This window comes from Novosphingobium marinum, assembly GCF_013408095.1.
Taxonomy (GTDB): Bacteria; Pseudomonadota; Alphaproteobacteria; order Sphingomonadales; family Sphingomonadaceae; genus Novosphingobium; species Novosphingobium marinum.
In genome coordinates this window covers 152,388-166,350 of record NZ_JACBZF010000004.1, presented here as the reverse complement: position 1 = coordinate 166,350, position 13,963 = coordinate 152,388, and the positions used below count along the sequence as shown (strand labels likewise).

13 protein-coding genes are annotated in these 13,963 nt (G+C 67.2%); 6 read left to right on the top strand and 7 right to left on the bottom strand.

The window, feature by feature from the left end:
* Nucleotides 1-62 precede the first annotated feature (62 nt).
* From FHS75_RS12260 to FHS75_RS12250, 3 genes are read left to right on the top strand one after another with little or no spacing between them, the layout of a single operon-like run.
* On the top strand, nt 63-3,452 hold the full coding sequence (locus tag FHS75_RS12260) for a transglutaminase family protein (RefSeq protein WP_179407977.1): 3,390 nt from the start codon (nt 63-65) through the stop codon (nt 3,450-3,452).
* On the top strand, nt 3,445-5,931 hold the full coding sequence (locus tag FHS75_RS12255; protein WP_179408129.1) for a circularly permuted type 2 ATP-grasp protein: 2,487 nt from the start codon (nt 3,445-3,447) through the stop codon (nt 5,929-5,931). The genes FHS75_RS12260 and FHS75_RS12255 overlap by 8 nt, the downstream gene beginning before the upstream one ends.
* The gene (locus FHS75_RS12250; RefSeq protein WP_179407976.1) at nt 5,928-6,824 is read left to right on the top strand and encodes a transglutaminase family protein; all 897 of its coding nucleotides are present in this window, start codon (nt 5,928-5,930) and stop codon (nt 6,822-6,824) included. Before FHS75_RS12255 ends, FHS75_RS12250 begins: the two co-directional genes overlap by 4 nt.
* Here the strand turns inward: FHS75_RS12250 and FHS75_RS12245 are convergent.
* From FHS75_RS12245 to FHS75_RS12225, 5 genes are all read right to left on the bottom strand, one after another.
* Complete coding sequence (locus tag FHS75_RS12245) at nt 6,821-7,273, bottom strand: hypothetical protein (protein ID WP_179407975.1); 453 nt, start codon at nt 7,271-7,273, stop codon at nt 6,821-6,823. The two genes, FHS75_RS12250 and FHS75_RS12245, sit on opposite strands and share 4 nt — an antisense overlap.
* A gap of 118 nt (nt 7,274-7,391) precedes the next feature.
* Entirely contained in the window at nt 7,392-7,976 is a 585-nt protein-coding gene (locus tag FHS75_RS12240) for a DUF1989 domain-containing protein (RefSeq protein ID WP_179407974.1), read from the bottom strand.
* A complete protein-coding gene (gene gntA / locus FHS75_RS12235) occupies nt 7,973-8,686 on the bottom strand; it encodes a guanitoxin biosynthesis heme-dependent pre-guanitoxin N-hydroxylase GntA (protein ID WP_218845238.1) in 714 nt (237 codons plus the stop codon). The genes FHS75_RS12240 and gntA overlap by 4 nt, the downstream gene beginning before the upstream one ends.
* Nucleotides 8,687-8,803: 117 nt before the next feature.
* On the bottom strand, nt 8,804-10,366 hold the full coding sequence (locus FHS75_RS12230) for an alanine/glycine:cation symporter family protein (protein WP_179407973.1): 1,563 nt from the start codon (nt 10,364-10,366) through the stop codon (nt 8,804-8,806).
* Between the two features lie 223 nt (nt 10,367-10,589).
* A complete protein-coding gene (locus FHS75_RS12225) occupies nt 10,590-10,817 on the bottom strand; it encodes a DUF2171 domain-containing protein (protein ID WP_179407972.1) in 228 nt (75 codons plus the stop codon).
* Between the two features lie 201 nt (nt 10,818-11,018).
* Between FHS75_RS12225 and FHS75_RS12220 the strand changes: the two genes are divergently transcribed.
* Complete coding sequence (locus FHS75_RS12220) at nt 11,019-11,393, top strand: DUF4440 domain-containing protein (RefSeq protein WP_179407971.1); 375 nt, start codon at nt 11,019-11,021, stop codon at nt 11,391-11,393.
* 110 nt (nt 11,394-11,503) lie between these two features.
* Nucleotides 11,504-11,926 (top strand): PepSY domain-containing protein, encoded by a 423-nt coding sequence (locus FHS75_RS12215; RefSeq protein WP_308420098.1) that lies wholly within the window; start codon nt 11,504-11,506, stop codon nt 11,924-11,926.
* Nucleotides 11,927-12,040: 114 nt separating this feature from the next.
* Here FHS75_RS12215 and FHS75_RS12210 read toward each other — a convergent pair whose 3' ends face one another.
* Nucleotides 12,041-12,304, bottom strand: a complete 264-nt coding sequence (locus FHS75_RS12210) for a DUF2171 domain-containing protein (RefSeq protein WP_179407970.1) — start codon at nt 12,302-12,304, stop codon at nt 12,041-12,043.
* A gap of 111 nt (nt 12,305-12,415) precedes the next feature.
* Nucleotides 12,416-12,688 (bottom strand): hypothetical protein, encoded by a 273-nt coding sequence (locus FHS75_RS12205; protein WP_179407969.1) that lies wholly within the window; start codon nt 12,686-12,688, stop codon nt 12,416-12,418.
* 207 nt (nt 12,689-12,895) lie between these two features.
* Here FHS75_RS12205 and FHS75_RS12200 point away from each other — a divergent pair, with 207 nt between their 5' ends.
* A complete protein-coding gene (locus tag FHS75_RS12200) occupies nt 12,896-13,957 on the top strand; it encodes a ribonucleotide-diphosphate reductase subunit beta (protein WP_179408126.1) in 1,062 nt (353 codons plus the stop codon).
* Nucleotides 13,958-13,963 lie beyond the last annotated feature (6 nt).

The window sequence follows — 13,963 nt, the reverse complement described above, 5'->3', positions numbered from 1 at the left end:
GAACTGGAGCATATCCCGAACGTCGTTGCGGCGCAGCATGGATTGGCGCACAATCGCGCGCGATGATCAAGGCAGCACTCCACCACCTCACCCGCTACAGTTACAGCCGCAAGGTAAAGCTCGGCCCGCAGACGATCCGGCTGCGCCCCGCGCCGCACAGCCGCACGGCTGTGCCGAACTACTCGCTGAAGATCAGCCCGCCCGAGCATTTCCTCAACTGGCAGCAGGACCCGCACGGCAACTGGCAGGCGCGCATCGTCTTTCCCGATCCGGTCGACCATTTCTCGATCGAGGTGGACCTGCTGGCCGAACTGGCGGTGATCAACCCGTTCGATTTCTTCGTCGATCCCGATGCCGAGGAATATCCGTTCACCTACTCGGACACGCTGAAGTCGGACCTTTCGGCCTATTTCGAGACCGAGGAGCAGGGCCCTCTGTTCGAGGAGCTCGTCGCCGGGCACGCAGGGTACCAGGGGCGCACGGTCGATTTCCTCGTCGAGATCAACCGGCAGCTGCAGACGCGCGTCGGCTACGTCATCCGCATGGAGCCGGGCGTCATGACGCCCGAGGAAACGCTGGAGGCCGGCACCGGATCGTGCCGCGATTCGGCGTGGTTGCTGGTGCAGCTGCTCCGCCGCCTCGGTTTCGCGGCGCGCTTCGTCTCGGGATACTCGATCCAGCTTGTCGCCGACGTCATCCCCAAGGAGGGGCCGAAGGGCGTGATGCAGGACATCTGCGACCTGCACGCCTGGGCGGAAGCCTACGTGCCCGGCGCGGGCTGGATCGCGCTCGACGCCACCTCGGGCATGTTCGCGGGCGAGGGGCACATCCCGCTATGCGCCGCCCCGCATTACCGCTCCGCGACCCCGATCGAGGGCCTCGCCGAGCCCGCCGAAGTCGACTTCAGTTTCGCGATGGATGTCAGCCGCATCGCCGAGGCGGTGCGCATCACCAAGCCGTTCACCGATGCGCGCTGGCAGGCGCTGCTCGATCTCGGCGACAAGGTCGATGCCGTTCTCGATGACGGCGCGGTGAACCTGACGATGGGCGGCGAGCCGACCTTCATCGCAGATTCCGATTTCGACGCGCCCGAATGGAACGGCGAGGCGGTGGGGCCCACGAAAGCCGCCTATGCCGACAAGCTGATCCGCCTGCTGCGCGAGAAGTTCGCGCCCGGCTCACTGCTCCACCACGGGCAGGGCAAGTGGTATCCGGGCGAGAGCCTGCCGCGCTGGGGCTATTCGATCTACTGGCGCAGGGACGGCGTGCCGATCTGGCGCGACCCTTTGCTGATCGCGGGCGAGAAGCTGCCGGGCGAGTCGGATGAGCCGGAAGCAAAGGACGCCTCGCGCCCCGATGCCGAAACGGCGAGCGCCTTCCTCGCCGATGCCGCGGCGACGCTGGGCGTCGAGTCCGACTACGTGCAGCCGGTCTACGAGGACGCGGTCAGCTGGATCGTCAAGGAAGCCGAGCTGCCCGACAACACCGATCCCGCCGATCCGAAACTCGACGATCCCGAGGTTCGCCAGCGTTTCATGCGCACGTTCGAGCGCGGGCTGTCCCGGCCCGTCGGCTTCGCGCTGCCGATCCAGCGCTGGAACGCGGCGGACCAGTCGATCCCGCGCTGGAAGAGCGAGCAGTGGAAGGTGCGTCGCGGCGCGCTCCATGCGGTACCGGGCGACAGCGCGCTGGGCTATCGCCTGCCGCTCGGTTCGCTGCCCTACGTGCCGCCGTCGGACTACCCCTACATCCACCCGCGCGATACTGCCGAGCCGCGCGAGCCGCTCGCCGACTTTCGCGAGCAGGCGGTGCAGCGCGGGCACGAGGTGCGCGACGAACGCGCACCCGTGGGCGATCCGCGCCAGCGCTCCGAGCGCGTCGCCGCGCCCGACGACCGCTCGCAGGAGCGCGTCGAGCAGACGATCATCGAGGGCGCGGTGCGCACCGCGATGACGGTCGAACCGGCGGGCGACCACCTCTCCGTGTTCCTGCCGCCGACCGAGCGGCTGGAGGACTACCTCGAGCTCGTCGCGGCGGTCGAGAAGGTCGCCGAGGAGCGCGGCACACCGGTGCGGATCGAGGGCTATCCGCCGCCGCCCGACCCTCGCCTCGTCGTCCTGAAGGTAACTCCCGATCCCGGTGTCATCGAAGTGAACATCCAGCCGGCGGCGAGCTGGAAGGAATCGGTGGCGATCACCGAGACGCTCTACGACTGCGCGCGCGAATGCAGGCTGACCGCCGACAAGTTCATGGTCGACGGGCGCTCGGTCGGTACGGGCGGGGGCAACCATATCGTGCTCGGCGGGCCGAGCCTGCTCGAATCTCCCTTCATCCGGCGGCCCGACCTCCTGAAGAGCTTCGTCACCTACTGGCAGCGCCACCCCTCGCTCAGCTACCTGTTCTCCGGCCTGTTCATCGGCCCGACCAGCCAGGCACCCCGCATCGACGAGGCGCGGCACGACAGCCTCTACGAGCTGGAGATCGCACTGGCGCAGGTGCCGGGACCGGACAAGGAACAACCCGCGCCGTGGGTGGTTGACCGGCTGTTCCGCAACCTGCTCGTCGACGTCACGGGAAACACCCATCGCACCGAAATCTGCATCGACAAGCTGTTCTCGCCCGACGGCCCGACCGGCCGGCTCGGCCTCGTCGAGTTTCGCGGGTTCGAGATGCCGCCCGATGCGAAGATGTCGCTGGCCCAGCAGCTTCTCCTGCGCGCGCTCACCGCGTGGTTCTGGAAGCAGCCGCAGGGCGGGCCGCTGGTCCGCTGGGGCACCGCGCTGCACGACAGGTTCATGCTCGGCCATTTCGTCTGGGCAGACTTCCTCGACGTCCTTGAGGACCTGCGCCACGCCGGCTACGATTTCGATCCGGCCTGGTTCGAGGCGCAGCGCATGTTCCGCTTCCCGGTCCACGGCGAGATCGAGGGCGGGGGCGTCTCGCTCGAGATCAGCCATGCGCTCGAACCGTGGAACGTGCTGGGAGAGACCGGCGCGATCGGCGGCACCGTGCGCTACGTCGACAGTTCGACCGAGCGGCTGCAGGTGCGCGCCGCCGGGCTGGTCGAGGGGCGTCACGTGATCGCGTGCAACGGTCGCCGCGTGCCGCTCACCATGGTCTCGCCGGGCGAGGGCGTGGGCGGCGTGCGCTACAAGGCCTGGGCGCCCGCCGAATGCCTGCACCCGATGATGGACGCGCACGCGCCGCTGACCTTCGATATCCTCGACACCTGGAACGGACGCTCGCTGGGCGGCTGCGTCTACAACGTCGCGCATCCGGGCGGGCGCAATTACGACGACGTGCCGATCAACGGCTACGAGGCGGAAGCGCGGCGCAAGGCGCGGTTCCAGCCGCACGGGCATTCGCCCGGCGCGCAGGCGATCCCGCCCGAGGAACTGCCCGGCGAATTCCGCCACTCGCTCGACCTGAGGCGCCCGCCACGTGCTGGCTGACGAGAAGGTCGACGCCGGCTCGGCGCAGGACTGGCTGTCCGCATACCCGGCAAGCGGTGCCTGGGGCGACCTCTATGCCAGCGCCGCCGCGCCCGTCGCCGACAAGTGGCGCAGCGTGGCGGGCGGGCTGGCGGCGCTTGCGCAGCACGGCGGCGCGTCGCTCGACGAGCAGGTCGCGCGCCAGATCGCCGACCTCGGCCTCACCTTCCGCATCACCGGCGACACCGACGAGCGAAGCTGGCCGCTGACGCCGATGCCGCTCGTCATCGGGGCGCAGGAATGGTCGAGCGTCGAGAAGGGCCTCGTCCAGCGCGCGACGCTGCTCGAAAAGGTCGTTGCCGACGCCTACGGCTCGCAATCGCTGGTGCGCGAAGGGAATCTGCCCGCCGCCGCCGTCGCCGGGAGCCCCTTCTTCGCGCGCAAGATGATGGGGGTCGGCCCCAAGAGCGGCCACTACCTTCACATCTACGCCGCCGACCTCGCGCGCGGCCCCAACGGCGAATGGCGGGTACTGTCCGACAGGGTGCGGCTGGCGACCGGGATCGGCTACGCGCTTGAGAACCGGATGGCGATGGCGCGGATGACCGACCTGCTGCTGTCCGAGATTCACGCACGCCGCCTCGCCGGGTTCTTCAAGGACCTGCGCGAGGGACTTGCGCGCGACTGCCAGCGCGAGCGTCCGCGCATCGCGCTGATGACGCCGGGCCGCTTCAACCAGACCTATTCGGAGCAGGCGCACCTTGCCCGCTACCTCGGCCTGCCGCTGGTCGAGGGGCGGGACCTCGTGATCGACGGAGACCGGCTCTATGTGCGCACCATCGCCGGGCCGAAACGCGTCGACGGCCTGTGGCGCTGGGTGAACACCAATTCGCTCGACCCGCTGACCTTCGATTCCGGCTCCGAACTGGGCGTTGCCAACCTGTTCGACGCATGGGCGCGCGGTGGGCTCGAGATGGCGAACTGGCCGGGTGTCGAAGTACTCGAATCGCCCGCGCTTTCCGCCTTCCTCCCGCGCCTGTGCCGCAAGCTGATGGGCGAGGAACCGATCCTGCCCAACATCGCGACTTGGTGGTGCGGTCAGGCCGCCGAGGCCGACGCGGTGATGAAGCGACTCAACGAACTTACCGTGCGACCCGCGTTCGGCAGGCCGGTCGAGGCGCTGGAAGGTGTCGCGCCGGTGCCGGGCATCGATCTCGGCGCGGAGGAGCGCGCCGCGCTTGCCGATGCGATGCGGCGCCGGCCGATGGACTACGTCGGGCAGGAGATCGTCCACCTCTCGACCACGCCCGCGCTGATCGACGGCACGCTGCAGCCGCGCCCGTTCACGCTGCGCGCGTTCGTCGCGCGGACCGGCAGCGGCGACTGGCGGGTGATGCCCGGCGGTTTCGCGCGGCTTTCGGCCAGCGACGCGCTACCCAACTCGCTGATGGGCGAGGGCGAGCTTTCCGCCGATGTCTGCATCGTCGACGATGCGCCGCCCGTGCGCCAGTCGCCCACCGTGCTCGAATCGGATGCGCAGGTAACGCGCGGCGGCGGCATCCTTGCCAGCCAGTCGGCGGACAACCTGTTCTGGTTCGGGCGCTACCTCGAACGCGCGGAAATGTCCGTGCGCATCGTACGCTCGATCCTCGGCTCGACGATCGAGGTCGACGGCAACTACGCGCGCGATCCGCAGCTTCGCCGCAGCCTCGTCGCGCTGCTGGCGGACTGGGGCGCGGTGCGCAGGGACGCGGTGGACATGCCTTTCCCGCAGGCCTGCGCCGCGGCCCTGCGCGAGGACAACCTGCCCGGCGGTGTCGCCAGCCTGCTCGCCCGCACGCACGAGGTCGGCCTCGTCCTGCGCGAGCGGCTGTCGCGCGATTTCTGGGCGATCGCCAAGCGCCCGATGCCCCACGTCGACGGATCGCGCCCGGCGGCAATGCTCAACGCAACGCGCACCCTGCTCGAGCGGTTCGCATCGCTTTCGGGCCTCATCTGCGAGAACATGACGCGCGGGCCCGCGCAGCGCTTCCTCGACATGGGCCGCCGGATCGAGCGCGCGCTGGCCACCTGCCGCATCGCCAGCCGCCTGACGCAGGCGAACGACCTCGACGACGCGCTCGGCATCCTGCTCGACCTGACCGACAGCCAGATCGTCTATCGTTCACGATACCTGACGGTGCCGCTGCGCGACCCGGTGCTCGACCTCGTGCTGCTCGATCCCGACAACCCGCGCTCGCTCGCCTTCCAGCTCGGCGAGCTTGTCGCGCATCTCGTCGCGCTGCCGCAGCTCGGAGCCGAGACCCTGCCGGAAGAGCCGCTGCGGCAGGCGCGCGGCGCACTCGCCCCGCTCCAGACCACTACTGCCGGGCAGGTCGGTCCGCAGACGCTGCAGGACCTCGAAGGGCGGCTGACGGCGCTCTCCGAAGCGATCTCGACGCGCTATTTTCTGCAGTTCGAGAAGCCCGAACTGCAGGTGCGCAGCGGGCTGCTTTCGTGATCTACCGCGTCTCGCACAACACGACCGTCCAGTACGCGTCGCCGATCCGGCTGGCGCAGCTCAACCTGCGGCTGCGACCGGCGGCATGGCCGGGCGAGACGGTGAGCGACTACCTGCTCAGCGTCGATCCGCTGCCCTGGACGCGGGTCGACCAGGAGGGCGCGTACGTCGTCAACGAAACGCGGCTGGTGGTGCGCGATGCGATCACGCAGCTCAAGATCGCGAGCACCTTTACCGTCGAGGTGGAGGACAGCGGCATCGATGCGGGCTCCACGCCCAGCCCGACTGTGCGCGAGGTGCGCGAGCGGGCGCTGAAGCTGCCCGACCTCGGCAAGGCGTGCCCGGCCTCGTACCTCTTCGCCTCTCCGATGGCGGGTGCCGACGCCGAAATCGCGCGATGGGGCCGCGAGTGGCTCGGGGACGACCGTCCCGCGCTCGACGCCGGGCACGCGCTGATGCACGCGATAAACGATCAGTTCGAGTACGACAGCAACGCGACCTTCGCCGATACCCAGCCGGGCGAGGCTTTCGCGAAGAAGCGCGGCGTCTGCCAGGATTTCGCGCACGTCATGATCATCGCCGCACGCGCCTGCGGCATTCCCGCCGCCTACGTCAGCGGCTACCTTCGCACGCTCCCGCCGCCGGGCCAGCCGCGCATGGTCGGCGCAGACGCCATGCACGCCTGGGTTGCGCTGTGGTGCGGCGAGGATCTCGGCTGGGTGGGCTTCGACCCGACCAACGACAAGCTGGCGAACGAAAGCCACATCTTCATCGCGATGGGCCGGGACTATTCGGACGTGTCGCCGCTGGGCGGCGTATTCCACGGCAGCGCGCAGCAGACGATGTTCCTCTCGGTCGACGTCGCGCCGGTGGAGGAAAGTGAAAATGCCTAGCCTCTGTCGCTGTCCCTCGGAGCCAGTGCCGGGCGCTGCGGGGCGATGCGGGCGGTTCCCATAGCGGCGACGGTCTGGGCGATGCCGGCAAGCACGTCCTCGACGCTGTCTTCGGCGACGATCAAGGCCAGCGTCTCGCGCGCATGGGCTGCGCGGCCTTCGCCGAGGTCGCAGGCAAGCGTGAGCAGGATCGCCTCGTGCTCGGACACGTGGTTGCACTTCAGCGAGCAGAAGCCGAGCTGTTCGAGGCCGTCGCGGTTGAGCAGCAGCATCGCGCGGTGGAATGCCTGCAGACCTGCCATCATGCCCCATTTCGCGAAGCCCGGCGCGACCGCCGAGGCGGGGCACTGCTTTCGGCCCAGCGAGGACACCCACATGCGCATCGAGAAGACGAGGAAGCGCGCGCCGTAGTCCATCCGGGCGAGCGGTCTGTCGACGAATTCGTACATGTGGTTCCGGGCTCCCTCGGCATATAGCAATCGCTCACCCTGTCGCACTAGTGCGAACGATTATCAATAGCAATAATGAAGCGACTTCCACGCAAGGTCAACCCCCGGCGCGGCCGCGTCAGTCGATGCGGTAGTCGATAGGCTTGAAGCTGCCGCCGTTCGAATCGTAGGCGGAGCAGGCGGTCAGCCCGATCACCAGGTCCATTTCGGCGCGCAGCACGATCCGGTCGCCGGGCCTGCTGACGGGCGGATCGACGCGCACCGATCCGTCGGGCGCGACCGGCACGTTCATGAAGCAGTTGAAAGCGACCGGGATGTCGTCCTCGCCGATGCCCCACGGCGAGAGCGCTTCGGCAAGGTTGCCCAAACAGCCCCGATGCACGGGCTTGTCCGGATAGAAGTGCTCGAACGTCGCCCTGCTGCACGGGGTGAGCAGGAAGTCGTGGCAGCCGACGCTGTCCTCCTCGATGGCGAGCATCGGGTTCGACCGGTTCGACCACAGGCGGTTGCCCCGGCCCAGCCGGATCGTCTCCTCGTAATCGAAGGTGCGGCCGTTGCTGATTACCTCGCGCAGGTCGGCGCGGCTGAAGGCAAGGAGGTCGGACACCTGCACGCCCTCGGGATCGATCACCGTCAGCCGTCGTCCCTTCGCCAGTTCGAAGGCGGTTCCGGAACGGGGCGGGATGCGCGTCGTCTCGCTCATTCGCCGGACGTTGCCTTTGCCGCGCGCGGATCGTGGAAGGGGCATTTCCAGTCGTCACCGACCTGCCGACCGCTGTACTGCCGCGCCTCGCTCGCCTCGCCGTGCCGCGCGAGCATCGGGTTGACCGATCCGGCCAGTTCCGCGTCGCGACCGAGGATCGTCTCGCGGATTTTCTCATAGCGGCCTTCCTCGCGCAGCTGCTCGAACTGGTCGTGGAGGTTGAAGACCATGACAGGCCGCTCGAACCGGCGCGCGGGCCTGCTCGCGCCCGGATGGAGTCCGACGACGAAGAACGCCTCGCCGCCGAAGCTGAGCGAGAAGTGCGGGTCCTGCGGATCGCCGCTCACCCGGCTGTCGAGCGGCTGGGCCAGCCAGGCGTCCTTGTCGGCAAGCGACTGGATGCGCGCCCACATCGCCTTTTCGAAGCGCTCCTCGTTCATCGCGGGCGCCTGCGCGAAGAGGAAGGCGAGGCTGCGGAACAGACCTGGATCCTTCTTGTACTCCTTCGCCCAGGCCATCAGCTCGCGATGCATGCGCAGGTCGTCCCAGCCGCTTTCGACCGACCAGCAGACCACGGTGCGCAGCGTCCCGCGCGCCAGCGCCGATTTCGCGCCCACGCACGGGAACTCCGGGTCCTTCACCCAGTTTTCGAACGCGTCCTTGAGGCGCGCTTCCTCGCCTTCGGAAACCTGCAATGTCGTCATCGTCATTTGGCGGCAATCGTCCTTGGCCCGCCGCGAGATGCGTCGGCGCCTTTGCTTACGGACAATGCGACAGCGCCGCGAAAGTTCCGCTCGCGCGTGCCCGCTGCCGACCGGAAGTGCGACCTAATCGCTTGTTTTCGCGTCCAATCGAACGCCCGGTTCGGCCTCGCCGCGCCCGGTCACCTTCTCCCCGCGCGCCAGCGCGAAGACGAAGCCCGACAGTGCGGCGAGCGCGATCAGGTTGGGCAGCGCCATGGCCGCGTTCGAGATGTCGCCCAGTCGCCAGATGAAGCCGAGCGGCGCGAACGATCCGATCCAGATGACGATGCACCACACGGTGCGCCAGATGAGGTGCAGCGTCTTCTCGCCGCGCGCATTCGATCCCGGAAACTGGTCGTAGAGGAAGGTGATCGCGCGTTCGCCGTAGTAGCTCCACGTAAGCAGCGTGGTGAACACGAACAGGACGAGCGCCAGCGAGGCGACGAGCGTGCCGAACGGGATGCCGATAATCTCGAGTGGGAAGGCCGCGGCGAACGCGCCCGATGTCATGGCAAAGCCCGCAAGGTCGGATTGCCAGGCATGGCGCACCGCCTCGGTCGCGCCGGTCGCGGCGTCGGTGTGCACGAAGTTGCCCTCGACGGTCAGGATGACGAGCGCGGTCATCGTGCAGATGATGATCGTGTCGATGAAGGTGCCGAGCATGGCGTAGCGGCCCTGCGAAGCGGGATCGTCGGTTTCGGCGACGGCGTGAGCCATCGGCGTCGAACCCTGTCCGGCCTCGTTCGAATAGAGCCCGCGCGCGACGCCCGCGCGGATCGCGACGATCAGCGCCGCCCCCAGGAAGCCGCCGCTGGCCGACTGCGCGTTGAACGCCCCGTGGAAGATGCGGCCGAAGGTCTCGGGAATGTCCTGGATGTTGAGGATTACCGCGATGATCGCCATGACGATGTAGGCGCCCGCCATGATCGGCACGACCTTCTCGGCGATGGCGCCGATCGACTTGATGCCGCCGATGATGACGATGAACACCGCGATCGCGGCGATCAGGCCGCCGATCCATTCGTCGAGCCCGGTGAGCTCGTTGACCGAGTCAGCAAAGCTGTTCGCCTGGATGCCGTTGCCGGTGACAAGCGCGGAGAACAGCGCGCCGAGGCAGAACAGGATCGCGAGGATCTTCCACTTTCCGCCGAGGCCGAGCATGATGTACGACATCGGACCGCCGCGAACGTGGCCGTCCGGCCCGCGCTCGCGGAAACGCACCGCCAGCGAGCCCTCGGCGAAGGCCAGCGCCATGCCGATGAGGGCGGTGATCCACATCCAGAAGATGGCGCCCGGCCCGCCGAGCGTGATCGCGGTGGCGACGCCGGCGAGGTTGCCGGTGCCGACCTGCCCCGAAAGCGCGGTGGACAGCGCCGCGAAGGGCGAAATCTCACCTTCGGATTTCTTCTCGGTCTTGCGGAAAAGGCCGGCGAAGGCGGCGGGCAGGAAACGCAGCGGATAGAACCGCAGCCCCGCCATCATGTAAAGACCGATGCCGAGCAGGATCAGCACCATCGGCGGGACCGGGATGACTTCCTGCCCGTTCCAGGTGCCGCCCCACACGAAGTCGGAGACATTGACGATCGGTCCCGTCGCGCGCTCGAATGCGGCCGCGAAGGCGCCCTGTTCTGCTGTCGTGGTGGTCATCGCCTGTCCGGTATCGCCCCGCTGGTAACAAGCGCGCCATAGTGCAGCCTAAATATCTTGCGGCAAGTGTTTCTTTCGTTGCCATCCCCCGCTGCGTGCCGCCGAGGCAGCCCGCACTTACGGGGAACCGGTCCGGAACGTGAAAACCCCGGCTCCCACGAGGGGGGACCGGGGTCTCGGACTGTCCGATGGAACAGCCAATATCACGAAAATGTCGCGGCCATCAGTTCGCGCCGGCACCCATCGGGATGGGCGTACCCTGCTTCAGGTAGATGCGGTTGTCGTCGATCTTTTCGACATTGTCGAGCGCGACGAAGTGGTGCGCGCCGTCGGCACTGTCGGTGCGGGTCAGCTTGATCCGTTCGTCCTCGACTTCGTCCACGGTTCCGACGTGCTGGCCGGCGTGATCGGTGACTTCCATGTGTTCCTTGATGCGCAGCTTCTCAAACATGAGGGGCGTCCTTTCGTTGTTGTTTCAATTACTTACGTTAATATAACGGTTAGGAACGGCAATTCGTTCCAGTACTTGTCGCAGCTGGGAAACGGTTCGTGGAGCCACGCCCGGAGGAGCCCGGTCACGGCCGGAAATCCCGGACCCCGAGCCCCGCTCGTGCGTTGCCTGACAGGACCAACTTCATCGAAGGAGCACCTCATGGAAGATGCGCGCATCTGGAATTTCGAAAGCGACCTGTGGACCGGCGGGGAGGACGTCTACCGCGAGCGCGTCAGCGACGATTGCGTCATGGCGCTGCCCGCAACGCCCTATATTTTCGACGGCAAGGCCGCGACGAAGGCTGTCGCGGGAACGCCGCGCTGGGAAAGCGTGGAGTTTCGCAACCAGCGCGTCGAACGTCCCCAGGAAGGCCTGATCGTGATTGCCTATCGCGCGCACGCGAAGCGCGGCGAGGAGGAGTACCACGCGCTGTGCACCAGTACGCTGCGACGCCTCTCGCACGAGGACTGGGACGTGGTGCAGCATAGCCAGATCCCGCTCGGTGTCGAGGTTGCCGATCCCGACCTGAACTGACCGGGCAGGGCCGGGCCGACCGGAGTCTGCGGCAGGTAGTTCCGGGTGAGCCGGGGTCAGCGCAGCGCTTGCGACAATTTGATACTTGAACTGCTCGCGAAAAACCGCTCTTGCTCTTGCGAACAAGTCGCAACAAGGGGTGGTTCGTGCGCAAGTGGCATCGCTGGCTTTCGGTATTCTTCGGTATATTCCTGTTCTGGATCGCGGCGACGGGGCTGCTCAGTCACTGGGCGGCGCTGTGGCCCGTGGCGGAGAGCGCCGCGACCGCTGCTGCTTCGGAACCGCCGCCGGCCTTCGAATGTCCGGAGGGCTGGCGCTGCCGCCCGCCACCGCCCGAGGGCAGCGTGCGCGGGCTGGTCGGCCTGTTCCACCACCTGCATTCGGGCGACAGCTTCGGTCCGGTCGGCATCGCGATATCGATCCTGTCGGGGATCGCGCTCCTGTTCTTCGCGTTTTCGGGGCTGTGGCTTTACGTGCGGATGTGGCTCAACCGTAAGCATCGCCGCCAGTCGCCGCGCTGGTTCTGGGACTGAGGCGCAACACATACGCCCCAAAGGAAAACGCCCCTCGCCGGATAGCGGAGGGGCGTTCCCCGCCGGTGGCTGTTCAACACCGGGGGTTTGTGCGACCCTTTTCGAAGGGCGTCCTTAGTGCGCGGCCTCCACGCCGAACGAGGCGTCGCCGCGTCCGGCCAGGATGACCTTGCCTTCGCCGATGCCGTCGATCAGCGAAAGCGGGATATATGTCTGTTCGCCGCCGGTTTCGTCCGCGCGGCTGAGCGCGATCTGGCCGTTGGCGACCTTGTCGACGATCCCGACGTGCTTTTCGTCGGCGTCGACCACTTCCATGCCCTGCTCGATAGTGCCTGCCTGCGTCTGGAAACGCTCGGGTTTTCGTGCGGCTGAGGCCATGTGCTTCAAAGCTCCGTTCCGGCAGCGACCCGCTTCTGTATGCACCGGGTTTCGCCGCCTGTCATGCTACTACGCATCGCATGGCGGCATGTTCCTGAATGAAAGCGGAAACTATTTTCGCTGCGGGTCGGTCGCGGGCGGTTCATCCCCGGTCGGACGCTTGCGGGTCCGACCTTCGGCGTCGGGCGTGTCGCGTCCGTCGTCGGTCCACCTGCCGCTCGGGGTCGATGCGGTGCCGGTGACGTTGCGCGAATCCTCGGGCTCGTATTCCGAGCCGCGGCCGCGCGCGACGTCCTCCAGTTCGTGCCAGGGGCGCTCCTTGCCCGGCTTCGTGCCGGTGACGCGCCGCGAATCGGTGGGTTCGAGTTCGCCTTTGGCTGTCATGGGGGTCTCCTCCGTCAAATTCCTCAGGGATTGAACGGGTAAGGGCGCAAGAGAGTTCCCGATTTGTCCCGCATTCCCGCGCACTTGCGCCCGCCGTGCTCCAAGGTGTGGATTGCGCGCGCGCGCCAGTGGCGAGAGCGGCGTTCAGGCATTACATGGGAAGGTCCGTCCACCCGCGTCCAGAACACCCGGAAAGGCCAGACCGCGATGCCCCTTCTCGAAGCCCGCAAGACCTACAAGCCCTTCGAATACCCCTGGGCGTACGAGTTCTGGAAGCGCCAGCAGCAGGTCCACTGGCTGCCCGAGGAAGTGCCGCTGGGCGAGGATTGCCGTGACTGGGCGCAGAAGCTTTCCAGCCACGAGCGCAACCTGCTGACGCAGATCTTCCGCTTCTTCACGCAGGCCGACGTCGAGGTACAGGATTGCTACCACGACAAGTACGGGCGCGTGTTCAAGCCGACCGAGGTGAAGATGATGCTCACCGCCTTCTCCAACATGGAGACGGTGCACATCGCGGCCTATTCGCACCTTCTCGACACGATCGGCATGCCCGAAAGCGAGTACGGCATGTTCCTCGAATACCAGGAGATGCGCGACAAGCACGACTACCTGCAGAACTTCGGGGTCGATTCGGACGAGGACATCGCCCGCACGCTCGCCATGTTCGGCGGGTTTACCGAAGGGCTGCAGCTCTTCGCCAGCTTCGCGATGCTGATGAACTTCCCGCGCTTCAACAAGATGAAGGGCATGGGCCAGATCGTCAGCTGGTCTGTCCGGGACGAGAGCCTGCACTGCGAAGGCATCACCCGCCTGTTCCACGCCTTCGTCAAGGAGCGCGGCTGCCTGACCAGGACGGTGAAGGAAGACATCATCGACGCCTGCCAGAAGACGGTGCGGCTGGAGGACGCCTTCATCGACCTTGCGTTCGAGCAGGGGCCTGTGCCGGGGATGACCGCCAAGGACATCAAGCGCTACATCCGCTACATCGCCGACTGGCGGCTGCGCCAGCTCGGCCTGCCCGAGATCTACATGATCGAGGAGCACCCGCTGCCCTGGCTCACCCCGCTGCTCAACGGCGTGGAGCACGCCAACTTTTTCGAGACGCGCGCCACCGAGTATTCCAAGGGCGCCACCCGCGGCGACTGGAACACCGTCTGGGCCAACTTCGACCAGCGCCGCAACGCGAAGGCCAACGACACCGAGGACACCGACGACGGCAGCGAACCCGACATGTTCGGCGAAGGGAGCGCCACGCAAGCGGCGGAGTGACCTACG